This window comes from Allobaculum sp. Allo2 (assembly GCF_022701175.1).
In the GTDB taxonomy this organism is placed as follows: domain Bacteria; phylum Bacillota_I; class Bacilli_A; order Erysipelotrichales; family Erysipelotrichaceae; genus Allobaculum; species Allobaculum fili.
The window spans coordinates 795,235-819,297 of record NZ_CP078088.1 but is presented as its reverse complement, the minus strand read 5'-3'; the positions used below and the strand labels follow the sequence as shown (position 1 = coordinate 819,297).

23 protein-coding genes and 3 pseudogenes are annotated in these 24,063 nt (G+C 51.9%); 3 read left to right on the top strand and 23 right to left on the bottom strand.

From position 1 onward, the window contains the following. Positions 1 to 382: 382 nt before the first annotated feature. The 3 genes from KWG61_RS04715 (at position 383) to KWG61_RS04705 (ending at position 2,573) form a co-directional block, all read left to right on the top strand. The gene (locus KWG61_RS04715) at positions 383 to 973 is read left to right on the top strand and encodes an ECF transporter S component (RefSeq protein ID WP_242745088.1); all 591 of its coding nucleotides are present in this window, start codon (positions 383 to 385) and stop codon (positions 971 to 973) included. A 112-nt stretch (positions 974 to 1,085) separates the two neighbouring features. Next, a complete protein-coding gene (locus KWG61_RS04710; protein WP_242745087.1) occupies positions 1,086 to 1,604 on the top strand; it encodes a uridine kinase in 519 nt (172 codons plus the stop codon). 66 nt (positions 1,605 to 1,670) lie between these two features. Beyond that, a complete protein-coding gene (locus KWG61_RS04705; RefSeq protein WP_230267259.1) occupies positions 1,671 to 2,573 on the top strand; it encodes a DUF362 domain-containing protein in 903 nt (300 codons plus the stop codon). 307 nt (positions 2,574 to 2,880) lie between these two features. On the opposite strand, the gene KWG61_RS04700 is transcribed toward KWG61_RS04705, so the two are convergent. The 23 genes and pseudogenes from KWG61_RS04700 to KWG61_RS04595 all read right to left on the bottom strand — a co-directional run bounded on the left by KWG61_RS04700 (position 2,881) and on the right by KWG61_RS04595 (position 23,899). Then, positions 2,881 to 3,255, bottom strand: a complete 375-nt coding sequence (locus tag KWG61_RS04700; RefSeq protein ID WP_230267260.1) for an InlB B-repeat-containing protein — start codon at positions 3,253 to 3,255, stop codon at positions 2,881 to 2,883. A gap of 9 nt (positions 3,256 to 3,264) precedes the next feature. Further along, positions 3,265 to 4,224, bottom strand: coding sequence for a beta-methylgalactoside transporter (locus KWG61_RS04695; RefSeq protein ID WP_242745086.1), 960 nt, complete (start codon positions 4,222 to 4,224; stop codon positions 3,265 to 3,267). A gap of 133 nt (positions 4,225 to 4,357) precedes the next feature. After that, positions 4,358 to 5,896, bottom strand: a complete 1,539-nt coding sequence (locus KWG61_RS04690; RefSeq protein ID WP_230267262.1) for a sugar ABC transporter ATP-binding protein — start codon at positions 5,894 to 5,896, stop codon at positions 4,358 to 4,360. A gap of 119 nt (positions 5,897 to 6,015) precedes the next feature. Continuing rightward, positions 6,016 to 7,134 (bottom strand): galactose ABC transporter substrate-binding protein, encoded by a 1,119-nt coding sequence (locus KWG61_RS04685; protein WP_230267263.1) that lies wholly within the window; start codon positions 7,132 to 7,134, stop codon positions 6,016 to 6,018. Positions 7,135 to 7,578: 444 nt separating this feature from the next. Beyond that, the gene (locus KWG61_RS04680; RefSeq protein ID WP_230267264.1) at positions 7,579 to 7,956 is read right to left on the bottom strand and encodes a hypothetical protein; all 378 of its coding nucleotides are present in this window, start codon (positions 7,954 to 7,956) and stop codon (positions 7,579 to 7,581) included. Then, positions 7,956 to 8,279 carry a hypothetical protein gene (locus KWG61_RS04675; protein ID WP_242745557.1) on the bottom strand — a complete coding sequence of 108 codons (324 nt, stop codon included), beginning with the start codon at positions 8,277 to 8,279 and terminating at the stop codon, positions 7,956 to 7,958. The genes KWG61_RS04680 and KWG61_RS04675 overlap by 1 nt, the downstream gene beginning before the upstream one ends. Further along, positions 8,266 to 8,832, bottom strand: coding sequence for a class I tRNA ligase family protein (locus KWG61_RS04670; protein WP_242745555.1), 567 nt, complete (start codon positions 8,830 to 8,832; stop codon positions 8,266 to 8,268). The genes KWG61_RS04675 and KWG61_RS04670 overlap by 14 nt, the downstream gene beginning before the upstream one ends. A gap of 66 nt (positions 8,833 to 8,898) precedes the next feature. Further along, positions 8,899 to 9,968: pseudogene (metG, locus tag KWG61_RS04665) on the bottom strand (methionine--tRNA ligase); the annotation flags it as partial. Positions 9,969 to 10,188: 220 nt separating this feature from the next. Continuing rightward, a complete protein-coding gene (locus tag KWG61_RS04660) occupies positions 10,189 to 10,557 on the bottom strand; it encodes a hypothetical protein (RefSeq protein ID WP_242745085.1) in 369 nt (122 codons plus the stop codon). After that, positions 10,557 to 10,877, bottom strand: coding sequence for a hypothetical protein (locus KWG61_RS04655; protein WP_242745084.1), 321 nt, complete (start codon positions 10,875 to 10,877; stop codon positions 10,557 to 10,559). The genes KWG61_RS04660 and KWG61_RS04655 overlap by 1 nt, the downstream gene beginning before the upstream one ends. Next, entirely contained in the window at positions 10,874 to 11,485 is a 612-nt protein-coding gene (locus KWG61_RS04650) for a PHP domain-containing protein (protein ID WP_242745083.1), read from the bottom strand. Before KWG61_RS04650 ends, KWG61_RS04655 begins: the two co-directional genes overlap by 4 nt. Beyond that, complete coding sequence (locus KWG61_RS04645; RefSeq protein ID WP_242745082.1) at positions 11,482 to 11,625, bottom strand: hypothetical protein; 144 nt, start codon at positions 11,623 to 11,625, stop codon at positions 11,482 to 11,484. Before KWG61_RS04645 ends, KWG61_RS04650 begins: the two co-directional genes overlap by 4 nt. Continuing rightward, positions 11,625 to 11,960 carry a hypothetical protein gene (locus tag KWG61_RS04640; RefSeq protein WP_242745081.1) on the bottom strand — a complete coding sequence of 112 codons (336 nt, stop codon included), beginning with the start codon at positions 11,958 to 11,960 and terminating at the stop codon, positions 11,625 to 11,627. The genes KWG61_RS04645 and KWG61_RS04640 overlap by 1 nt, the downstream gene beginning before the upstream one ends. Positions 11,961 to 12,141: 181 nt before the next feature. After that, positions 12,142 to 13,179 (bottom strand): hypothetical protein, encoded by a 1,038-nt coding sequence (locus tag KWG61_RS04635; RefSeq protein WP_242745080.1) that lies wholly within the window; start codon positions 13,177 to 13,179, stop codon positions 12,142 to 12,144. 140 nt (positions 13,180 to 13,319) lie between these two features. Next, on the bottom strand, positions 13,320 to 14,024 hold the full coding sequence (locus tag KWG61_RS04630) for a hypothetical protein (protein WP_242745079.1): 705 nt from the start codon (positions 14,022 to 14,024) through the stop codon (positions 13,320 to 13,322). A 118-nt stretch (positions 14,025 to 14,142) separates the two neighbouring features. Further along, complete coding sequence (gene dxr, locus KWG61_RS04625) at positions 14,143 to 15,102, bottom strand: 1-deoxy-D-xylulose-5-phosphate reductoisomerase (RefSeq protein ID WP_256460786.1); 960 nt, start codon at positions 15,100 to 15,102, stop codon at positions 14,143 to 14,145. Between the two features lie 53 nt (positions 15,103 to 15,155). After that, positions 15,156 to 15,254, bottom strand: coding sequence for a hypothetical protein (locus tag KWG61_RS15980; RefSeq protein ID WP_256460785.1), 99 nt, complete (start codon positions 15,252 to 15,254; stop codon positions 15,156 to 15,158). Between the two features lie 301 nt (positions 15,255 to 15,555). Continuing rightward, a pseudogene (locus KWG61_RS04620) lies at positions 15,556 to 18,019 on the bottom strand (glycogen/starch/alpha-glucan phosphorylase). A gap of 368 nt (positions 18,020 to 18,387) precedes the next feature. After that, complete coding sequence (locus KWG61_RS04610; protein WP_242745077.1) at positions 18,388 to 18,654, bottom strand: helix-turn-helix domain-containing protein; 267 nt, start codon at positions 18,652 to 18,654, stop codon at positions 18,388 to 18,390. A gap of 67 nt (positions 18,655 to 18,721) precedes the next feature. Next, positions 18,722 to 18,853 carry a hypothetical protein gene (locus KWG61_RS15975; RefSeq protein WP_256460784.1) on the bottom strand — a complete coding sequence of 44 codons (132 nt, stop codon included), beginning with the start codon at positions 18,851 to 18,853 and terminating at the stop codon, positions 18,722 to 18,724. Between the two features lie 951 nt (positions 18,854 to 19,804). Beyond that, positions 19,805 to 20,239 (bottom strand): septum formation initiator family protein, encoded by a 435-nt coding sequence (locus KWG61_RS04605; RefSeq protein WP_242745076.1) that lies wholly within the window; start codon positions 20,237 to 20,239, stop codon positions 19,805 to 19,807. A 274-nt stretch (positions 20,240 to 20,513) separates the two neighbouring features. Continuing rightward, a pseudogene (gene mnmG / locus KWG61_RS04600) lies at positions 20,514 to 22,388 on the bottom strand (tRNA uridine-5-carboxymethylaminomethyl(34) synthesis enzyme MnmG). Between the two features lie 2 nt (positions 22,389 to 22,390). Further along, a complete protein-coding gene (locus KWG61_RS04595) occupies positions 22,391 to 23,899 on the bottom strand; it encodes a polysaccharide biosynthesis C-terminal domain-containing protein (protein WP_242745553.1) in 1,509 nt (502 codons plus the stop codon). Between the last annotated feature and the right edge of the window lie 164 nt (positions 23,900 to 24,063).

Below are 24,063 nucleotides of genomic sequence, written 5' to 3'. Positions count from 1 at the left end.
ATCGTTCCGCCAGTCGAAATAATGGCGATGCGCTTTTGGGTTTTGTTTCCATAGCTTCACTTTGAACAGGGCTGCAATTTGGGCTCCTGTTTGTCTCCTTTCTCTGTATCTCTGTACGGCTTCGAGTGTATCACGAATTGAAGCCGTACACGGTTTGCACACAGGCGGATCGGGCGGGCGGCGATCCGGACAAAGAAAGCCTCTTTTCCTTTTTCTGCTTTACCTGCATGATTTTCAGGTACGGCCGTAAGGAAAATTTATTCATAATTCAAATAAGAACCTTTCTATTATTTTCTAAGAGAATAAGAATATTGTGCTCTTCACGCTTTGTATCGCTCTTTTATGGAATATATACTGAAAGAGATCAAGAGAAAGAAAGGAGATGCTGTATTTGAAACCTGTACAGAAACTGACCCTGTCGGCACTGTTTCTGGCCGCCGGTCTGGTTCTGCCCTTCCTTACCGGTCAGATTCAGTTCATTGGAAACATGCTCTGTCCCATGCATGTGCCGGTTCTGCTTTGCGGACTGATCTGCGGCTGGAAATACGGTCTGGTCGTCGGCGCAATTATGCCGCTGCTTCGAAGCGCTATGTTCTCGATGCCGCCGATGATGCCACAGGCTGTGGCCATGGCTTTTGAACTGGCCGCATACGGTGCCATTTCCGGATGGCTGTATCAGATCCAGAAAAAGCAGTCGATTGTAAGTGTCTATACGTCCCTGCTTGGCGCCATGATTGGCGGACGCATCATCTGGGGTGTCGTAATGGCTGTGCTGATGGGGCTCTCTGGTTCCGCCTTTACACTCAGCGCCTTCATTGCCGGCGCCTTCTCAAATGCCATCCCGGGAATTATCCTGCAGCTGACCGCAATCCCGCTTCTGATGGTAGTTCTCGACAAAACCGGCGTGCTTCGCTTTGAACGTCCCGCCGCATCCCAGAAAGCCGCCGTCTCGGCAGCCAAGGCGGAGGCATGAGTTCTTCAAACGAAAACCCAATACAGAACGGATCTGTTCCGTCCTCTCGGGCTGACCGATTGGATGCGATCGTAAAAACGCTCGAAGAAAAAGGAGCCAGAGCGACAAGCCAATGTTCGTCGTCGCGATTGACGGTCGATGCGGATCAGGAAAGACGACTCTGGCCTCTCTGTTAGTGGACCGGCTGGACGACTGCTCCATCCTGCATATGGATGACTTTTTCCTTCGGCCAGAAGATCGAACGCCCGAACGTCTCAAGACTCCAGGTGCCAACGTCGATTACGAACGCATTCTCGATGAAGTCCTGCTTCCTTTGCAGAAAAAGGAAGAAACGATCTATTGTCCCTTTTCCTGCAGAACCATGACTTTACAGTCGGCCCGCGCTTTGAAGCGTCCGCGCATTCTGCTTCTCGAAGGCACATACAGTGCCAGCGCTCACCTGCTCCCTTTTGTTGATTTTCTGCTCTTCCTGACGTGTTCTAAGGAAGAGCAGAAAGAACGGCTTTTGAAACGGGAAGGTGCAGAGAAGTACGCAAACTTCGAAGCGAAATGGATTCCGCTCGAAGAAAACTATTTCGAAAACGGACTCGACACGAACGCGATCGATCAGATTGTGGACACCAGCTTCTGAGGCCACCCGGTTTTAGACGTCTCTGTTTGAATGAACGATTTTTGGATCAATGAAAGGAATATTATCGTGGAAAAATCCAAAGTGTATTTTACCCGCAACACTGGACGCGACTCCTTAGTCCGTCTGTACAAAGCTTTAGGCAAGGAACTGAAAGGCAATGTAGCCGTTAAGCTGCATACCGGTGAAGCCGGCAACCAGAACTTCCTGCGTCCGGAATTCGTAAAACCGATCGTAGACGAAGTCAACGGTACGGTCGTTGAATGCAACACCGCTTACGGTCACGACATGGGCGGCCATCGTTTCAACACCCTCGAACACGAAAAAGTACTTCGCGATCATGGCTGGACCGAAAACTTCGATGTAGAAATCCTCGATGCGGCTGGACCAGATAAAGTCCTCGAAATTCCAAACGGAAAAATCATCAAGAAAAACTTCGTCGGCAAGGACATTGAGAAATACAACTCCATGCTCGTGCTTTCGCACTTTAAAGGCCATCCGATGGGCGGCTTTGGCGGTGCCCTCAAACAGCTCTCCATCGGCTGCGCATCCACAGCCGGCAAGTGCTGGATCCACTCCACCGGTCAGTCCGATTCGATGAAAGACTGCTGGGAAAAAGAAGTGAATCACGATGAATTCCTCGAAGCTATGGCCGATGCCGCGGAAAGCGTAAACACCTTCTTCAAGGACAGCATTGTGTACATCAACTGCCTGGTCAACCTGTCCGTTGACTGCGACTGCTGCCATGTCGCTGAAGATCCGTGCATGAAAGATATCGGCATCATGATCTCCACCGACCCGGTTGCGATCGATCAGGCCTGCCTTGATATGGTCTACAGCTCCGATGACCCAGGACGTGATCACTTCCTTGAACGTGTAGAGAGCCGTCATGGCGTTCACACGGTTGAAGCTGCCGCAGCTCTTGGCTTTGGAAATCGTGAATACGAACTGATCGACATCGACGAGAAGTAAGTCCGATTCAATCTCTATACCATCCAGTACTGAACTCCAGTACTGAGCACTGAACAGCAGAAGTCCTCTGCCCTTCCCAGAATTCTGGGTGGCAGAGGACTTTTACGTTTTGGCGTCTGAAGTATCCGGCCGTTTGAAAACCTGGGCCGGGCCCCGTTGCGGGTCGTTCTGGCCGCAGCCGGATCAACAGGACACCTGCCCGTTTCTTCGCGCCTTTTTCCAAACAAAAACCCCGTGTTCGATCGAGAGAACACGGGGTGTATTGCCTGAAGCTTAAGGGGGAAAATGAATGATCAAATGAACTGAGTCAATCGGTTTCCGGTTCCCAGCCGGCAAAGAGCTGCATATCGCCTTCGACTAGAAGAGAGCTATCCGCAGGCATTGTGCAGTTTTCGTCCGTATACCAGCCTGTAAAGCGGTAGCCTTCACGGACAGGGGCATCAGCTAAACTCAGAGCGTCCTGGAACTGGTAGACCTGAGAGGGTACATCGCTTCCGCCCTTGGAATTATAGGAAACTGCGTAACCATCTTTTCGCGTACCGAGGTACATCAACAAACACAAGAGAATGCATCCCGCAATGATTACAATTCCCAGAGTGCGCGTGGAGACGTTCAGATTCTTATACAGTCCGCCATCGGGTTGGAGATCCGTTGGGGTCTCAGAATGATTTTTCTCATTCATAATGGGGTTTTATTTCTTCGTCAGGTACTTACGCATGTCGATCGCGCAGGCAACGAGGATGATAATACCCTTAATAATGTACAGGTAGTTCTGGTCAACGGACATATAGTTCAGACCAGTAAAGATAATCTGCAGCAGGAGTACGCCGATTACGATACCGGAGATACGTCCAGTACCACCGACGAAGGAAACGCCGCCAATTACGCAAGCCGCGATGGCGTCACACTCGTAGTTGAAACCAGTGTTGGCGTTTACGGAAGCGATACGGGCACCGTCAATGAAACCTGTCAGAGAGTACATGATTGCCGCGAGAACGAAAACCATGATGATTGTGCGGGAAACGTTAACACCAGAAACGGTAGCTGCTTCTTCGTTGGAACCAACTGCAAACATGTTTTTACCGAAGGTTGTCTTGTTCCAGATGATCCACATAACGACAACCATGAGGATGGCGTACAGTACGTACATTGGGATCTTAGAAGCGCCGATGGAGAAGATCGTACCCGTAACGATGTCACGGTAAGTCTGGTCGAATCCGGAAAGAGTCTGGCCGTTGTTCGTACCGAGCTTGAGGTAGATCAGGATGATACCGTAAGTGATCAGCTGTGTAGCCAGGGTTACGATAAATGGATGGAGCTTAAATTTCGCAACGGAGAAGCCGTTTACGAAACCGATCAGTCCGCAGACTGCCATAGCAGCCAGAAGCGGAACAATGATTGGAAGAGGTTCGAGACCCGGGAAAATACGGTTATTGGTGATGGACATCGACGCGATGATTACAGCGGCGAGACCAACCATACGGCCGGCCGAAATATCGGTACCGGTCAGTACGATACATCCGCCGATACCCAGAGCGATCGGCAGTTTAGCAGCGGTCAGTGTGATGATGTTGACAATCGAAGATACAGAGAAGTATTTCGGTTCGCGGATACCGATGAAGATGACCGCAATGAGGATGATGATGTACATTGCGTTGTTGAGAAGGAGGTTCGTGATGGCACGTTTTTGTCCTTCGCATCCATCTGCTTGTAATCATCCATCCACACCTGCATGCGATTCCGCTTTTTGCTTTTGTGTTTTCAGACATTTTAATATTTCCTCTTTATACGTATTTCGCAGCCAGAGTCATAATTTCTTCCTGGCTTGTGTTATCCGCATCTACCTCGCCGGCAAGACGACCGCCGGACATAACCAGAATACGGTTGCAGACGCCGAGCAGTTCCGGCATCTCAGATGAAACCATCATGACTGTCTTGCCCTGTTTCGCCAGGTTCGAGATCAGTTCGTAGATTTCATATTTGGCACCTACGTCAATACCGCGCGTCGGTTCATCCAGCAGCAGAATTTCCGGTTCGGTCAGCAGCCAGCGTCCAAGAATTACTTTCTGCTGGTTACCGCCGGACAGAGACGAGATTTTCGTCGCCTGACTCGGTGTCTTAATGCGCATGGCGCCAATGGACCAGTCCGTATCTTTCTTCATTGCCGCATCGGAAAGAAGACCGGCTTTGAGATAGCTTTTAAGGTTGGAAATAGTTGTGTTGGCACGGATGTCCAGAATACCGAAGATACCGGTGGCGCGGCGTTCTTCAGTCAGAAGAGCAAAACCGTTGGCAAGAGCCTTTTTCGGGTTTTTGTTATGGATTTCCTGACCATGCAGGAAGATCTGTCCATCCTTGCGAGTGGCGTAGCCGAAGATTGTTTCGAGCAGTTCTGTACGACCTGCACCATCCAGACCGGCAACACCAAGGATTTCACCTTTGTGTGCCTTGAAGGATACATCGTTCAGCTGGTTGTAAAGAGCGGTGAGGTTCTTTACTTCAAGAGATACTTCATCGGATACAACATTGTCCTTGGGCGGGAAGCGGTTCGTAAGTTCACGGCCGACCATCAGTTTGATGATCTTGTTCATATCCATGTTTTCCGTTACTTCCGTAGCAACCCAGGTACCATCACGCATGACGGTGATTTCGTCGGAGATGCGCAGAATTTCGTCCATCTTGTGGGAGATGTAAATAATGGCAACACCGCGATCACGCAGCATGTTGATAATCTTGAAAAGGTGTTCTACTTCTTCTTCCGTAAGGGAGGAAGTCGGTTCGTCAAATACGATTACCTTCGAATGGAAGGATACGGCTTTGGCGATTTCAACCATCTGTCGCTGAGCGACTGGCATCGTTGACATTACGGTTCGTGGATCGACATCGATTTCGAGTTCATCGAATACCGCTTTCGTATCCTTGAGCATTGTTGCTTCAGAAACGAAACCGTTTTTTGTCGGATAGCGACCCAGCCAGAGGTTGTCCATAACGTTGCGCTTAAGCGCCTGGTTCAGTTCCTGGTGAACCATGGCAACACCGTTTTCGAGCGCTTCTTTGGAGTTTTTGAAGTTAACCTCTTTGTCTTCGAGGATGATGGTTCCACTGTCTTTGTTGTAAACGCCGAAGAGGCATTTCATCAGAGTGGATTTACCGGCACCATTTTCACCCATCAGTGCGTGTACGCTTCCGGCGCGGACGTTCAGAGAAACGCCGTCGAGCGCTTTAACACCAGGGAACTGCTTGGTGATTTCCTTCATCTGGAGGACAACGGGATGTGCTTCTTTCCAAGCTGCGTCATGAACAGTTGGATTTACCTGAGACATTTCGTTTTTCCTTTCGTATTTCTATGTGATCGCCTGATTCGAAATCAGCCACGGGGAACCCGTGGCTGATTTTGGAATCATTGCGGTTTTAAACTGATTCTGTTTCCTGCAGCGGGAAATTAGTCAGCTTTGTATTCGGAATAAGGAATGTTAATACGCCATGTTCCGACTACGTTTGCAGAATCGAGGCCTTCGAATTTGTCTTTTCCAGCCATCATGTTCTGAACCATCTGGCAGATCGCAGCGGCCATACCTTCGCCATCCTGTTTGATGGTACCAGTCATTTTGCCTTCGTCGATTGCTGTCTTCGCATCGTCAAGAGCGTCTACGCCGAAGATAGGAATGGTCTTGCCTTCGCCGTCGTTGTAGCCAGCGTTCTGCAGAGCGGACAGAGCACCAAGAGCCATACCGTCATTGTTTGCGATAACGAGCTCGATCATGTCGCCGTTTTCTTCGTTGTACTGGGACAGAGCGTTCTGAACGATATCAGTACCCTGAGCAGCAGACCATGCACCGTCTTTGTCCAGTTCGTATTTTGTAGGAGCGTCAGCTTTGTAGTAAGCGAGAGCTTCGTGGCCTTCTTCAGCCAGTTTAGCGTCAGCGTTTTCTACACCGTATTGTGTACGAGCGTCAGCTTCAGCGTTGCCTTCCTGGCCTTTCAGCATGATGTAGGAGATTACACCGTCGCCGTTCAGGTCAGTAGCATCGTAGTTTGCGTTCAGGTATTCACCGATCATGTCACCCTGCATTTTGCCAGCCATTTCGTAGTCAGTACCTACGAAAGCAGCTTTGTCGTAAGCAGAGATAACTTCTTCGTCAACGGAACGGTTGAAGAAGATTACTGGGATACCAGCAGTTTCAGCCTGGGTGATGATTTCTTTCGCAGCATCCTGGGAAGCTGTGTCAACCAGGTTTACAACGAGGCACTTGGATCCTTTGGAGATCGCTGTCTGTACCTGTTCAGTCTGAGTAGTCTGGCTGTTGCCGCCATCGTAGTCAGCGTAGGTGATTCCTGCATCTTCGAGGTCTTTGTCGAGAGCTGCACGAACTGTGGAGATATAGTCGTCGCCGTATGTGTAGTAGAATACGGAAACTTCGCCTTCTCCTCCAGCAGAACCGGAGTCAGCTGTGGAGGAAGCTGTGCTGCTTGTGGAGCCGCCGTCGCTGCTGCCGCAAGCTGCCAGGGACAGGGCCATAGCACCTGCCATCATGGTTTTAAAGAGTTTGTTGAGTTCCATAGTACTTAAGTGTACCCTTTCTATTTCTCGTCTCTTACGAGAGTTCCGCGGAATTGCGGAAGAATTTACATGTGAACTATAACATAGGCATTTGTTTTAAACAACAGATTCTGAAAGGGTTTTCGCTGGTTTTCGGTAAATTTTTATTCAATATGTTCGGTTAAAGGTTTCTTCGTTTAACTAAATATCAAAGTTAATTTTACTTAACTTTTCTTTTTGAGCGTAAGAATTGCTTAACCTGTAGCTATTTTCCCTTTATGCGCCCTTTGTCCTGCAGCTTCTTCCGGTGTTTTTTATGAGATTCCTCCATAGGCACCCGTCCTTTTCCGTATTTACGCAGAAAAAGCAGGAGCACTCTATTCTCTCCTGCTTTATGTGATTTTATGGGTCGGAAATTCAGCGTCCAGACACAGGGGCGACAAGTCGGATCGAATAAGCAGACAATCATTCCGTTTTGTCTGTTTCGGCTCTCATACGGTCGCACTTTTCTTTTTGCGATGTCAGCTCTGCCGGATCGGCTGGATCCTCTGGCTTGAGATCCCCATCCTTTTGTGCTTCTTCGGCTTTGCTGCCTTTTTCGGTTTCTTTAGCCTTTTCGTCTTCTTTGGCTCTGGCGATGATCTCGTCCAGACTTTCGTCGGGCGTGACGTCTTCTTCAATCATCCTGGGAAGAATCCGTGCGCGGATGGCGCCATAGGCGCAGACGACGGCACCAAGAACAATCAGTTCCGTCCGATCCCAGACAAAGCCGAAAACCATAATCAGCACGCCGGCAAGCGCCAGCTGGATCTGGGTAAACAGCAGTTTCTGTCTTGGGGTCATCAGCGAATGGTCGTTCCGGGTTCAACGGCGTCATCCAGGAAGACAACGGCAGGCTTGCCGTCCTTGCCCACGCTGCACAGCAGCATGCCCTGACTTTCCACGCCGCGCAGTTTAGCCGGCTTCAGGTTGGCGACAACGACAACCATTTTTCCCTGAATGTCTTCCGGCGCATACGCCTGTGCAATGCCGGAAACGATCTGGCGGACATCGCCGTTTCCAAGATCGACGGTTTCCACAAGCAGGCGGTTTGCGTCTGGATGAACTTTGGCTTCAAGAACGCGGCCGGCTTTCAGAGACACTTTCGCAAAGTCATCGATCTCGATCGGCTCTGCGGGCTTCTCTTCTTTTTGGAGGCCTTCTTCTCTTTTTCTTTTCTTTCTTCGCGGCTTTTTCGGGTTCTTCCTGCGTCAGGCCGTTTTCTTTCGCAAACTTGGCGGCATCAATACGCGCAAAGAGCGGTTCGATCTTTTCGGCGACATGAATGCCCTGTTCGAGCGCACCGAAATGACGGGCGGAATCGAGCGTGCGTTCCTTTGTGTTGAGCGCATCGAGAATTTTTGCCGAAGTTTCGGGCATGAAGCTTTCGAGCAGAATGCCGGCAATGCGGATGCTTTCGAGCAGGTTGTACAGAACCGTTTTCAGACGCGGCAGATCCTCTTCGGATTTGGCCAGCTTCCACGGTTCGGTTTCATCAATGTATTTATTGGAACGGCGCAGAAGGGTGAAGATTTCGTCGAGCGCAGCGCTGACCTGGAAGTCTTCCATCTTCTCTTCGGTTTTCACCACCGCATTTTCGGCAGCTGCTTTGAGTTCGTCATCGACCGGTGCAGTCACGCCTGGATTTTCGACAAGACCGTCAAAGTACTTGTTTTCCATGGCAATCGTCCGGCTGACGAGGTTTCCAAGGACGTTGGCCAGATCGGAGTTGATGCGTTCGATCATCAGATCCCACGTAATCGTTCCGTCCTGTGCAAACGGCATTTCGTGCAGGCAGTAGTAGCGAACGGCGTCGACGCCGAAATGTTCAACGAGTTCTTCGGCGTAAATGACGTTGCCTTTGGATTTGGACATTTTGCCCTCTCCAATTAACATCCACGGATGACCGAAGACTTTTTGGGCATCGGCAGATCGAGCGCCATCAGGAAGATCGGCCAGTAAATGGTATGGAAGCGAAGAATGTCCTTGCCGATAATGTGAGTCGCCGGCCAGAACTTCTTAAAGGCTTCCGGCTGTTCTTCGCAGGGCAGATCGGCATCGTAGCCAAGCGACGTAATATAGTTTGTCAGCGCATCGAGCCATACATAGACAACGTGCTTGCTGTCGAAATCGACCGGGATGCCCCAGGAGAAGGACGTGCGGGATACGCACAGATCCTGCAGACCGGGTTTGAGGAAGTTGTTGACCATTTCGTTTTTGCGGCTTTCGGGCTGAATGAAATCCGGATGATCCTCAATATACTTCATCAGACGATCCGCGTATTTGCGCATGTTGAAGAAGTAGGCTTCTTCTCTCGCTTTGTGAACGGGTCTTCCGCAGTCCGGGCAGTTGCCGTCCACGAGCTGCGACTCGGTCCAGAACGATTCGCAGGGTGTACAGTACCAGCCTTCGTATTCGCCTTTGTAAATGTCGCCCTGTTCATACAGACGACGGAAAATTTTCTGTACCGCTTTGACGTGCTTTTCGTCGGTGGTGCGGATGAAGCAGTCGTAGGACGTATTCATCAGATCCCAGTTGGAGCGGATTTTTCCGGCAACGTCATCGACGAAGGCCTGCGGCGTAATGCCTGCCGCGGCGGCTTTTTCTTCAATTTTCTGACCGTGTTCGTCGGTTCCGGTCTGAAAGAAGACATCGTAGCCCTGCGCCCGTTTAAAGCGGGCGAGCGCATCGGAGAGAATGATCTCGTAGGTGTTTCCAATATGTGGTCTTCCTGACGTATACGCGATCGCGGTCGTCAGAAAGTAAGGCGTTTTCTCTGTCATGTACCTGTTGCTTCCTTTCTTGAGCGGCTTTCCTGAAAGCCAAAAATCGCTTTTGCAGGTTCAGCGTGGCGGCTCCGGAATCTGTCTGGCGTTCGGTCTGTCTGTGCGTAAAGTGCAGCAGACAAAGCGCCCGTTCCGGCATGCCGATTCATTGAAAAATTTTACCACAAACCGGACCAATTCCATCTTTGCCCGCGAAATCCCTGCGCTCATGGCGAAAGTATGAAAAGCTTCTCGTGTTTATTTGTCGTTTTCATGCTTTGCGCAATCTTGCGGCACCAATCGAAGCGAGCAAAAGTAAAAACAGATCCCGCCCTGAACAAACAGGGCGGGATCCTTGTGCCTTTGAACATTCTAAAGCAGTAAAGCGATCAGCCGGCACGTCTGGAAGAAGACGGTCTGGGCGGTTCGAGGGCAGCCTGCGTAAAAGCTCGACTACCGAACGGGCTTTGCCGGTCATCGTCGTTACGCCCATCTTTCGATCGGGACGTCTTGTGCCATGGTAATCCGAACCGGCGGTAATGAGCGATTTTTCCTCGCCGGCCAGTTTGAGCAGGAAGCGCTTTTCGGCTTCCGTATTGTTGGGAGCGAACACTTCAAAGCCGTCGAGTCCGCCATCCATCAGCCGAAGGAGAACTTCACTGGAAATGCGGGAAATGTGCCAGCCGGAAAGTACGGCCAGTCCCCGGCCTGATGAATGCCTTCAATGACTTTCAGGGCGTTTGGATATTTATACGTAATGTGACACGGGCCGCCTGGACCGAAATAGTCCCGCAGGAACGCCTCACGGGCTTCTTTTTCCGAACGGGCGCTGATCAGATAGCTCGATACAGCCGGCAGCTTGCGGGCTTCGGGCGTATCGAATACCAGATCGGTCAGCTCCTGCGGACGCAGCAGCTTGAAGCGCGAGTTGGAAAGCAGGGATTCCGTATCGACTTTCATGCCGGTTGCGGCTTCAAAGGCGCGGATCCGGTCGATCGACGCGTCTTTTCCCGTTTCAGGGAAAGGCGTTCAATCTGGTCGAAAAACGACGCCGTCCAGTCGATGTAGTAGCCCAGAATCCGGACGCGTTCTCCATCGAGTTCACAGTCGATTTCGACGCCCGGAATGTAGCGGATGCCATACATTTTCGCAAAGCGCACCGCCTGGGCGTTGGCTCTGGCGTTGTTATGGTCGGTAATGGAAATGACTTCCATGTTCTGTTCTTTCGCCTGACAGAAAATATCTTCCACTTCCCCGTCCGCGTCGTCGCTGAAGCTTGAGCGAATGTGCAGATCGATCGGCCAGATCTGTTTTTCTTCCTCGCTCAGTGCCGGTTTAACCTGCCCTTTGGGCTGCGGTTTTGCCGCCTGAGCCGCGGGCTTTTCCGACGGAGAAGCGGCGGAAGAATTTTCGTTTTCTTCCGTATTGGACGGAGCCGGTTTCTGGCCCTTGGCTTTCGAGCCGACGACGCGCATGGAATAGCGCGGCGTATACACCAGAGCCAGATTGAGCAGCCAGTCAAAAATGGTCTGCTGGTGAGGGGATGCGAGAACGCAAAGTCCGTTCACGCCCCACCATAAGAAGATGCCCCAGATGGAGAAGAAATATCCAAAAGCATCATCGGCGCGCCGATGCCGAGCAGTTCGCGCACGACAAGCCGCATGACGGTTGCCGGTTTTTTATCCGCCCGTACTAGACGCAGTCCCATCAGCCGTCCGCCCCACGAGTACCCGCCCTTGGAGGCGGTGTACAGGGAAGAAGGATGCAGCTCGTCAAAAAGAGCAGGGCATACATTATATAAAAAAGCAGATCGAAATAAGCCGGGGAGATGACTCCCGATAAAATCAGGATAAACTCAACGCCCCAGACGTAGACGGGGAGCAGACAGATGCTCAGATCAATCAGATACGCATACAGGTGATTCTGATAGTCCGCAAACGTCCGGTTTAAAAAGACGGCTTTCTTATAGCCTTCTTTTACATAGAGTTCCTGTTCCTTGACAAATTTCGCCCGCTCGAGATCTTTCTTGCTGTAAGTGGCCATTCGTACCTCGATTCTCGTTCGATATCTAGTATTTTCATCATACGGCAATCCCGCATAAATTCAAAAAGTCCGCCAGGACAGTCCCGGCGAACTTTGATCATACAAAGGATTGTTGAAAAAGCAAAGGATTAACCTGTCCCTTTCGCAAGGGAAAGGCGAAATGAACGGACGCTTCCTCTTTTTAAAGCGAGGCGTCGTCTTCGTCCTTGTTCGTTTTGCCAAAGGCAGCCTGGCTGAACGTTACCAGCGCGCTGGCCGCACCCGCAAAGGAAGCGAGATACATCGGCAGTTCCGCTACGGAAGCGGTATTGACCGATCCGGCTGAGGAAGGCAGATTTTCCTTTTGCAGCGGCATGCCCAGACGGTATTCATTCGCCTGACGATACAGCTGCTGGAAGCGGGAGCTTCCGTTGGCAATCAGATAGTCGTTGACGGACCGGCGCTGACTCGTGCTCAGCGCGTTCCAGGCTTTCATGCCGTTAAGGACCTGCTGGTAGTTGGACGCGTTAATCGCCTTGATCACAGCTCCGTTTTGCATGGCGTAGCGCTGAACGAAATCATTGGCCTGATTATCGAGGCTCATCAGCGTCGGCGCATTGATCAGAGCGGCACGCTGTTTTGCGATCGTCTCATCCGCGATTTCCGGGAAGACGCTCAGCTGGGCGACTTTGCCGGCTTCTTCTGAATTTTCCGAAGACGCAGCCTTGTCCACGGTCCAGACGGACTCGGTTTTGATTCCGGTGGCTTCCGCAGTATTTGCTGGCGCTGCTGCCGGATCAACTGGCTGAATTTCGTTCTGAATGCCGTCGGTTTCCGCGATCGGGTTGAGCACGGCGTAGCCGATGCGCGGCAGCTGCAGCGTGCTGGAATCCATATTGTAGGAACAGCTGCTGGCGTTATAGAGCGTTACCGCGATATGACCGTCCAGACCGATGCCGTAATCAAACAGCATTTGCAGATCTCCGGCTGCCACACGGTATAAAACCGCAGTCTGTACGGTTACCTCTTTATTCGTGTACTGGTAAATGACCGGTTCGACCGTCCAGGCGGGCCAGCCGGCATTTTCTGCCAGCGACTTGGCAATGGTACCCGTCAGATCGTCGGTTTCCGGATTCACGGGAAAGCTCAGGGTCTGTACGCTCATGCCGCCTGGCATGTGTGAAGAAGACAGATTGAGCGTTCCTTCTGTGTACTGGTAGGAAACCGGTTTGGTTTCCACAACTTCAGCGGGAGCTTCGGGAGCAGCGTCTTCCGGTTTTGCCGGATCTGTGTCATCGGCAGGTTTGTCAGACGTTTCTTCATCAGAAACGTTCGAATTTTCCTGTGCATCCGAAGTCTGCGCATTTCCGTTTTCGCCATTTACCGGCTGCTCCGTTTTGGAATCCGGCGTCTGAGAAGGTGTCTGCTCATTGGAAGTTCCTGTATCTTCACTGGATTTAACATCCTCTCCATTGGCGGGTGCTTCCTGTGAAGGATCAGCCTTTGTCGGTGCGGAAGAATCCGAAGCGGATGTTTCGTTAGTACCGTAAGGCTGTTCATCCTTTTTTCCGAAGAAGCCGAACTGTCCGCTGCGCTCTGAGCCGGATCGCTTTTCGTCTGCGAAGAAGCGTCCAAATCCGCGGAAGGCGCGGCCGGTGCAGGCGTTTGCGGTGTCTGCGCTGCGTTTTCTAAAGCAGCACAATAGTCCACTGCGCTCTGCGCAAGGGCAGGATAGTCGATGCCAAACGCAGCGGCCGCCTGAATGACGATCTGCTGGCGCTGGGCGTCCATCTGATCAAAGATGCCTTTGCCCTGCGCGAGAAGCGGTGCGTTTTCCGGGGTAAGCGTCGTATACCATACGGAATCTTTTACGCTGCTGCCGTCAGGCAGAAGACGAATGGTTTCAAATTTACAAAATCGATTCACGAACTCATCAGGAGTGATGCATGCGGGATCGACCGTTTCCCCTTCGATAACGGCGGGGAGCGTGGAATTGGAAGCCAGAACCGGCCGGATCATCGATCCTGCAGGCAGGCAGACCGCCGCCATCAGGGCGGCAAGAGAATACAAAGATGTCTTTTTCACATGACCCTCCTTCTATCTATTCACCGTTTTCAAAGCGGCAGAAAAGCCCGCTTTGAAAACAAACGTTCAAATCAGATTCAACACTTCATTGAAAACCGGCAGGCGGTTTTCAGCTTTCTCAGTCTAGGGGTCCAGACGCGTTTTGTCCACACCAGCGGGCTTTGACGTGCGCGCGGGTCCGGGCATCCGTGTCGAAGAGATCGTTCAGATCCGGGTTTTCGATAAAGGGAATCTGTTCGAGCGCGTCGGCGATCGCCTCTTCGATTTCGAGAAAGGAAATTTTCTTTTTCAAAAACAGGTCTACCGCCTGTTCATCCGCCGCATTGAAAATGCAGCCGGCGTTGCCGCCGCGCTTTCCCGCCTGAACGGCCAGTAAAAGCATCGGATAGCGATCGTAATCCATTTCCTTAAAGTTTAAAGTCAGAGTCCGGGTAAGATCAAGCGGATGATCTTCTTTTAAATACGGGCGATCCGGGCCGTACAGCGCGTACTGAATCGGCAGGCGCATATCCGCGCTGCCCAGCTGGGCAATGCTCGCGCCGTCCTGATATTCGACTATCGAATGAACGATCGACTGCGGATGGAGTACCGTGGCGATCTGTTCATACGGCATATCAAAGAGATAGTGCGCCTCAATGACTTCAAAGCCTTTGTTGACCATCGTCGCCGAATCGATTGTAATACGCGGCCCCATCGACCACGACGGATGCTTCAGCGCCCGCTCCGGTATAATGTCGGCCAGTTCCTCCCGGCCAAGATCGCGCAGCGATCCGCCCGAGGCGGTAATGATCAGTCGGGAAACGTCTTCGTGACGGTTTCCCTGCAGGCATTGCCAGATGGCGGAATGTTCGGAATCGATCGGGCGCAAAACGGCGTCATGCTTTTTCAGGGCGTCCTGAACGAGTTCGCCGCCGCAGACCAGCGATTCCTTATTGGCTAACGCGACATCCTTGTCGCGTTCAATTGCAGCCAGCGTCGGAGCGAGACCGCGAAAGCCGACAACCGCGTTGACAAGCAGATCGTAGTCGAGTTCTTCGACCATATGCACCATCTGTTTTTCGCCGCCATACCAGACCACGCCGTTTGCATCTTCCCTTATGGTCTCGTCCTGCGCGCTGAGTCCCGCCGCTTTTACAGATGGAAACTGCGCGAGAATGCTTTCAAGTGCGGCTTTATTTTTCCGGCACTGATGCCGACCAGTTCAAAATCATCCGGATGGGCTTGCAGCACATCCAGTGTCTGCGTACCGATCGAGCCGGTCGCGCCAAGAAGCAGAAGTTTTACAGGTTTTTGTTCATAGAAAAATGTCCATTCTTATCCCCTGCGGGATAAAGGCTGTCCTCGTTTTCTTCTTTCTTAATTTTTCCCTGTTCCCCGTTCCAAAACGGCAGGCCAGAGCGAAAACTCCCGCATATAAGGGAGGCTGGGCATCGTTTCTTTTGCGCCCATGAAAAAAGAGGACCGCAGTCCTCTTTATTATAAGCAAATCGTGATTTTTAAGACGAATTGAACCGAATGGGAACCGTCGCGCTTACGCGGCGTCTTCTTCGTCATCCACGGTGCAGCCGGCTTCCAGCCGTTCCTGGCGCGTGAACTTAATTTCATCCAGACCCCAGATTTCCTTCGCGTATTCGCGGATGGTGCGGTCGGAAGAGAAGTAGCCGGATTTGGCGATATTTACCAGCATGGCACGAGCCCAGGCCGGTTTGTCGGCATACCAGGCCGATACGTCCGCATGGGCCATCAGGTAGGCATCAAAGTCGGCCAGAACGAAGAATTCGTCCTTGTGCAGCATCAGGTCGTTGAAGATCAGCTGGAACTCGTTCGGATTTTCCGACCATGTGCAGTTGCGCAGAGAATCAATGACCATGCGCAGTTTCGGGTTGGAATGATAAATCCGCCAGACGTCGTAGCTGTTCTCACGGCGAATGCATTCGATGTCTTCGACTTTCAGACCGAAAATCTTCGCGTTTTCAAAGCCGACACAGTCGACGATTTCCACGTTGGCGCCATCGAGTGTACCGAGCGTCAGCGCACCGTTCATCATGTACTTCATGTTTCCGGTACCGGACGCTTCCTTGCCTGCGGTAGAAATCTGTTCCGAAACGTCTGCCGCGTTGATCAGCAGTTCGGCGATCGATACGGAGTAGTTCGGGATGAAGACGACTTTCATGTACTGGCTGACCTGCGGATCGCCGTTGATGCGGTTGGCGACCTTGACGATCAGCTTGATGATCTCCTTGGCCAGTGCGTAGCCAGGAGCAGCCTTGGCGGAGAAGAAGTACGTCGTCGGCGTAATGCGGTAATTCGGATCCTGCTTCATGCGCAGGTACAGATACATAATATGGAAGATATTCATCAGCTGACGCTTGTAGGCGTGCAGACGTTTGGACTGGCAGTCGAAAATCGTGTTGACATCGACCTCAATGCCCAGATGTTCCTTCACGTACGCAGCCAGAATTTTCTTGCGTTCGAGCTTCACTTCGAAGAACTCTTCCTGCAGTTTCGGATCGTCGACATAGGCCATCAGCTTTTCGAGATCTTCCGGATGCTTGATGAAGCTGTCGCCGATGTATTTTTCAGCAGTTCGGTCAGCTGCGGGTTGGAATATACGAGCCAGCGACGGTGGGTGACACCGTTGGTCTTGTTATTGAAGCGGCCCGGGTAGAACGACGCGAACGAAGCCATGACATCGTTGATGAGAATTTCGGAATGAATCTTGGCAACGCCGTTTACCGAATGGCTTCCGACAACCGCAAGGTTGGCCATGTTGACCTGATTGTTGGAAAGAATCGACATCGCCGGGAACATGTGTTCCTTGCCGGCATGCTGCACTTCGTAATGGAAGCGGCGTTCGATTTCTTCAATAATCATGTAGACGCGCGGCAGAAGCGAACGCATCATTTCCTGCGGCCAGCGCTCCAGCGCTTCCGCCATGATCGTGTGGTTGGTATAGGCCACAGTACGGGTAACGATATCCCACGCCTGATCCCAGTCGTAATCGTAGTCATCCATGAGTACGCGCATCAGTTCCGGAATGACGAGAACCGGATGGGTGTCGTTGAGCTGGATCGCGGTTTTCTCGGCCAGATTGTCGAGCGAGCCGTATACGCGCAGATGATTATGGATCAGCTGATCCACGCCGGCGCAGACAAAGAAGTATTCCTGTTTCAGGCGCAGTTCCTTGCCTTCGTACGTCGAATCATCCGGATACACGTTAGCGGTCAGCGCCTGTACGTCATTGAGGTACTTGTTCAGAACGCCCGCCTGTACGGATTCTTCATCCACTTCCGCGTCCCAGAGACGCAGGGTGTTGGTGGTCGGGGTGTTGTAGCCGACAATCGGTACGTCATACGGTACCGCGCGGACCACAAACGCCGGGTTGTGATGCGAATGGAAATGGCCAAACTGGTCCATGTAGGCATCGAGGGTGCCGCCGAATTTGACCTGTACGGCGTGCTGGGGTTTCCAGACTTCCCAGACGTTGCCCAGACGGAGCCAGCAGTCGGGTTTTTCCACCTGTTCATCGTTGACGATTTCCTGCTTGAACAGACCGTAGTGATAGCGGATGCAGTTTCCGTTTCCGGCCAGGTTCAGACTTGCCAGAGAATCGAGGAAGCATGCGGCCAGACGGCCAAGACCGCCGTTGCCCAGGCCGGCATCGCATTCAAGTTCCTCCAGGTTGTGAATATCCAGTCCCAGATCGGCCAGTCCATCGCGGACAACATCGTAGATTCCCATGTTCATCAGGTTGTTGACCATCAGACGGCCCATCAGAAATTCCATTGAGAAGTAGTAAAGCTGTTTCGTACCGTTTGCGCGAACGCTCTTTTTGTGAGCTTCCAGGAGTTTCCTGCATGATCGCGGATCAGAGCACCAAGGGCTAAATAACGTTCTTCATCGTAAGCATCTTCGAGATCGCGTCCGAAACGGGCGGACACTTCAGCGCGAAGGGCTTCCTTAAACGTTTCCTTACTGCTGAAAATGTTATTCATCGTTAAACCTCCACGAACTGAATTATAGATTCGGGTCTTCGAAAAGCAAGAAAGCCCCAGCCGTGCAGGCAAGTATTCTGCCCAATTTTGTGATCATTTGTGATTTTTCTGGAAGTACCCTTCTTTCTTTAAAAATTCCGGATCCCCGTAATGGATATATTCATCATCTTTCAGGCATTGCTTTTCCTACGATTTCTACACGTTTTGACACACCCGGTTCGAATCGGTCCAATTGTTGACATTCCCGGTATCTTCCTCGTTTTCAAAGCGTGAAAGGCCTTTCAAACCGCCATTTCCTGACTCGAATATCGCTAGATGCCAGGCCGTTTTGCGCTGTTCGGGCTGGGTCCGGTGCAGGCTGTCTGGTTTCAGACGAGCGTTTCCCGGGTAATAAAGCGTCGGGTTACGGGAAAGTTCCATTTATACCCTTTGGAATTCTGCGTCAGGATATAGGGCGCGATTTCATCGTCTCCGAGTTTCTTGCGCACCCGGCAGATGTGCTTGGACAGCGTGTTGTCCGAGATGCAGTGGCGCAGGCGGCTCGAGATGACATTGATCAGAACTTCTCTGGCGCAGAAGCAAGTCTGGTGTTCGACCAGATGCAGGATCAGTTCAAATTCGGTCGGAGTCGCCATTAACATTTCCCTCCCTTGAAAATAATCTGTGCGCCGCGATCGATCAGAAGATCACCCGTCTGATAAATCACGCTTTCCCGGATCGTCTGCGGATCCCACTGGCGCGGCGGCTGGTCATAAACCATCCGCTGTACGTTATCGAGCGTGACAACTCTCCCCGGCTGCCTTCTGCCGGTTTCTGTAAATTTACATAGGACATAATCCGTCTCCTTTTCCTTCCAACTCTTTTCTTCCTGTTTCGTTAAACTTCTGTTTTCCTGCTTCGCGTTCGGCCCTGAACTCCCGCTGCTTTGTTTGTGCTGTACCCGAAATTTTCTCCTGCCCGGATTGGGCCTGGCACTTCGTTTTACGCAGCGTTCCTCGAAGAAAAAGGAAGATTCCTTTCTGTCTGTGCAGGATTTCTGCTCCGTCTGGATCTCGCTTCCCGGCGCGGCAGCCGCCTTTGTTCCCTGACATGAATGCATGCCGTTTCCGTTTTGAAAAGCCGTACCGTTGCATATTTAGATTTTATTTTGATTTCGTTAAGCTTTCCGACCGTCGCTTTTGCGACCTTACCGGCTTATGCCTTCGATTGCATTATTTCTTTATTTGTTTATTTTTATGGTTTATTGTGCATATTTTCCGCCTATTTATACGACTTATTTCATTCTTTACGACCGATTACCACTTCGTTTTGCATGCGCTTTTCTTTCAAAAACAAAAAGGCAGACTGCCTTACAGTCTGCCGGTCTGTCCTTGTTTTTCGAATGAAATTTCCTGAAAAGCGAAACTTTTGTTCAGATTTCGTTCATATTTTCAAGAACGAAAATCCGTCTTCTCTTCCTGAGAGGACCCAGATCCGAAGGCCTGTGATGCGCTCTTTACAGCGGGGAAACGATTTTGGATCCGTCGATCGAAAGGAGCGGGCGGGCAGGACATGCACTCTGACTCCTGGCTTAGGGCTTAAGTTTTTCAGTTTTTCTCTGCGATCTTCTGCCCGTTTCTGCGAGAAACTGATGCATGCTTCAGGCCTGCCCCGTTCCGGTTCTCCCCGCGGACCAACCCAGACATGTTTAAGTGCATGCCGGACCATACAAAAGGAGAGGCCCGGTTAAGGACATCTCCTGTCATTTTTCTATATGCATTTAAAAACCGAGCCGGATTTTTCCGATCAGTTTCCCTCCGAATTCGAACCGGCGTCCGCAAGCCCTTCGGTTACTTTGGGCTTTACGGTTTTGTTCGAAGACTGCGAACTGGACGAATCACTCTGGTCTTCTTCCTCTTCGCCAAGCTGCGGGAAAACGAACACCTGTTCGCCGTTTTTGGAAACATGATATTTGCCCCGGGCAATCATTTCGAGGTAGTCCGGGTTCGTCAGATTTTTGCGGGTGGTTTCGAGTTCGCTCTGCTGGCTGGTGAGCTCATCAAGCAGTTTCTCATTGGCATGAACCTCCTGATTGATATGCAGCCAGGTTCCGATATCATTGGCCATCAGGACGGAACAGAAGACGCTGAAAGCGATCAGACCGATATATATAAATCCGCGCCAGCGTGCTGCGAATCTTCTCTTTTGCTTTTTCGACGCGAATCTGCCATGTTCGGACACCTCCTTCCCGCGGTCTTAGTCTATCAGATCAAATGTTTAATCTAAAGCAAACTCGAGACTTTTCTCTATCTGTGACAAAGAAGAAAGAACAAAGGCTTTAAAAGCCGAAATTATCTTTCATTTCGATGAATGTTTATAACTCTCATTCAATTTTAGACCGTGTGTACTTACACGGATTCATTGTGCCCGTACACGTGCGTTATTTTTAAAAACGTCAGATTCGAACGGTTTTCATGTACAAAGAAAGCGGTCCATGCAGACCGCTGTACTGTTTTTATTCTGTCGGTTCCGACTCGGCCTTGCGGCTTTTGAGGAAAGCCGAGAGAACCGCGATATCCGACGGGTTGATACCGGAAATGCGGCTGGCCTGTCCAAGGGTTCTTGGGCGGATCTGGCTCAGCTTGCTTCGCGCTTCGAGCGCGAGATTTTCGAGCTGATCGTAATCGATCGTTTCGGGGATGCGGACGTCTTCAAGTTTCTGCAGGCGTTCGGTATCCCGTCTGGCCTTGGCTATGTAGCCCGCGTAGCGCGTTTCGATTTCAATGCGCTTGGCAATTTTGGGCGATACCGAATAGCCAAGCCACGGTTCCAGCATATGTACGGTAACGTTTGGACGCTTGAGCAGATCGAGCGCACTGCAGCCCTGTTCAAGAGAACCGGCATCAGCCGCTTCCAGAACGGCGTTGATTTTTTCATCCGGCTTAATGCGGGTTGCGGCCAGATCTTCGAGAACCTTTTTCTCTTCGTCCTGACTCTTGAGGAACGCTTCGTAGCGTTCGTCGCTGAGGCGCCGCAGGCATGGGCGATTTCACACAGACGCCGCGGAGCGTTGTCATGGCGCAGCAGCAGACGGTATTCCGCACGCGAGGTGAGCAGACGGTACGGCTCCTTCGTGCCTTTGGTCGTCAGGTCGTCAATCATGACGCCGATGTACGCCTGATCCCGGCCGAGCACGATTGGTTCCTTCCCTGGTTTTTGAGGGCGGCGTTAATGCCGGCCATCAGACCCTGACCGGCCGCTTCTTCGTAGCCGGACGTTCCGTTGACCTGGCCGGCGGTAAACAGATTTTCAATTTTCTTGTTTTCCAGCGAAGGCTTCATCTGTAGCGGATCGACGGCATCGTATTCAATCGCGTAGGCGTATTTGAGGATTTCGACGTCTTTCATGCCAGGCAGCGAGCGAACCATCTGTCCCTGCACGTCTTCGGGCATGGATGTGGAAAATCCCTGGATGTAAAACGTATCATACGCAGCGCGCTCCGGTTCGAGAAAGAGCTGATGGCGGGGACGGTCCGCAAAGCGTACGAGCTTGTCTTCAATGCTCGGGCAGTAGCGGGGACCTGTACCGGTGACCAGACCGGAATACATGGCAGAATCCTGCAGATGGTCCCGAATGATTTCGTGCGTTTCTGGCGTGGTGTAAATCAGGTAGCAGGGCAGCTGCTGATCAAAGGGCAGCACTTCATCTGGCGTAGTCGTATCGGAGAACGTGATGAATTCATCCGTTCCCTGCTGAATGGCCGCCTGCGAGAGATCCACGCTCGAATAGACAACGCGCGGAGGGGTTCCGGTTTTCAGACGGATCAGATCGAGACCGGCGTCGGCCAGAGACTGCGAAAGCGTCGAGTTGGTCGGCATGCCATCCGCGCCGCTGACGGTCGCGGTATGGCCGCGCAAAATGGTCGAGCGCATGCCGGTACCGGCGGTCAGAATGACGGTACGCGAAAGAATCTGCGTGTCGTCTTCGCATTCGATGCCGATGACGCGATGGCCTTCGAGCAAAATGCGCGCCGCGCGCTGTTCGAGAATTTCCAGGTTATCCTGGGCTATCAGCGCTTCGCGCATCCAGCGGCGGTATTCGTCGCGGTCGGACTGTACGCGCAGGCACTGCACGCCCGGTCCTTTTTCGTGTTCAGCATTTTAAACTGCAGAGCCGTCTGGTCGGCTGCTCTTGGCATCAGACCGCCAAAGGCGTCGATTTCGCGAACGACGATGCCCTTGGCCGGACCGCCGACCGAGGGATTGCAGGGCATCGAGCCGATCATGGAAATATCGTTTGTGACCAGGATGGTTTTCTGTCCCATGCGGGCTGCCGCCGCCGCGGCTTCAATGCCGGCATGACCGCCGCCGACCACTAAAACGTCATACATGATTACACCCTCCTTGCCGGCCGTTTAAACCGGATATGAAAGAGATGCTGGGGAATGCGGAAATACAGAGACATACCGAAGAAGACGATGCAGGCGACAATGCCGCTGACACACATCGTCAGAAAGCACATCAGTTTCGAGCCGGTCGTTGCACCGCAGCCCATCAGGCTGAGAAGCCAGATCACCAGACTCGTCGCAAGCAGACAGATGGACGTCTGCACGAGCAGCTTCAGGGTGGAGCGGAAGCGAACGCCGTACGCCTTTGTCATCTGATTGAGCGAATAGAAAATAATGTAGGAAAAGCAGATCACGGACGAAATCACCGCGCCCGCGATTCCCATCAGCATGACCATCGGTACCATGATAATGCCTTTGATCACTGCGGAAATAAGCATCTGCTTCAGCAGTTTCCTGCGCATGCGGCAGGCCATCATCATCGAGGAAATGACCGGCGTGATCGTGCCGAAAAAGCCTTCGATCGCAATCCAGCGCACGCTTTGCGTCGCTAAAGGCAAGTCGCTTGTGAAATAGAGCGAGTAGAAGAGCGGGCCGGCGTAGGCGAAAATGCAGAAGCTGAGAAAGAGCGCGATATACAGAACGATATTGATGCAGTCGAGGATATCCTTGCGCACCGTCCTGTAGTCCTTCATTTCCAGAGCGGACGTGATGTGCGGAATGATCGCCGCCACGAAGCCTGGAGAAAGAATCATCGGAATCGCAGTCAGCTTGATGCCGACGTAGTTGGCCGCCGACGTCATCGTCTGAATCTGGGCAGCCGTATAGCTCGACATGCGCAGGCCCGTCGGAAGCAGAACTGCGTCGTAAATGTCGTTGGCGTAACCGATGACCGCAAAGAGCAGATACGGAATGCAGATCAGAATGAATTCCTTAAAGAGCGGGCGAAGGGGTACGGCTCTCGTATTTTCGGTTTTCGCCGAACGGCGAAGCTGGCCCTGAAGCCCTTTGGAAAAGTGCATGATCTGAATCAGACCCGCAACGGCCGCTACGGACGTCGATAAAACAGCCGCGTACAGCGCATATACGGTAGAAAAATGGAAGACGTAAACGAGCAGACAGCCGACACCAAGCAGGAAGCCGACGCGGAAGATCTGTTCAAACGCCTGGGAAAAGGCGTATTCCTCCATCTCCTTGCATCCCTGCACAAAGCCGCGATAGGCGCTGAGCAGCGGAACAAAAAATATGGCGATGGACAATATGGCCAGAACCTGAGTCATCACCTGGGCGCCGTCCTGCGTACCGTCGGCCATCAGCGGACCGAGCACGCTTGAGAGCGCAAACATGATGACCATGCCTAAAAAGCCAAGCAGAGCCATGAACAGAACGGACATGCGCTGAACCGCCAGAACGGTGCGGCTGTTCTTGCGCGTAATATATTTGGCGACCATAGTGGCAATCGCCATCGGTGCTCCTGCGGTAAAGACGTTGAGCAGGTAGCTGTAGATTCGGTAAGCCGAACCGTAGTACGACATTAAGGCGTCGCTGCCGAGGATAGTCGAAAAAGGAACGGAATAGAGCAGGCCAATCGCTTTCGCAATAAAAAGCCGCCGGTGCCGATCAGGCCGCCAGCGATGATCGATTTTTCGCCACGGAAGCGGTTGAATGTTTATTCTCTTTGGACATAGGATGTGTCTCCTTTCAGCTTGCCATTATAACA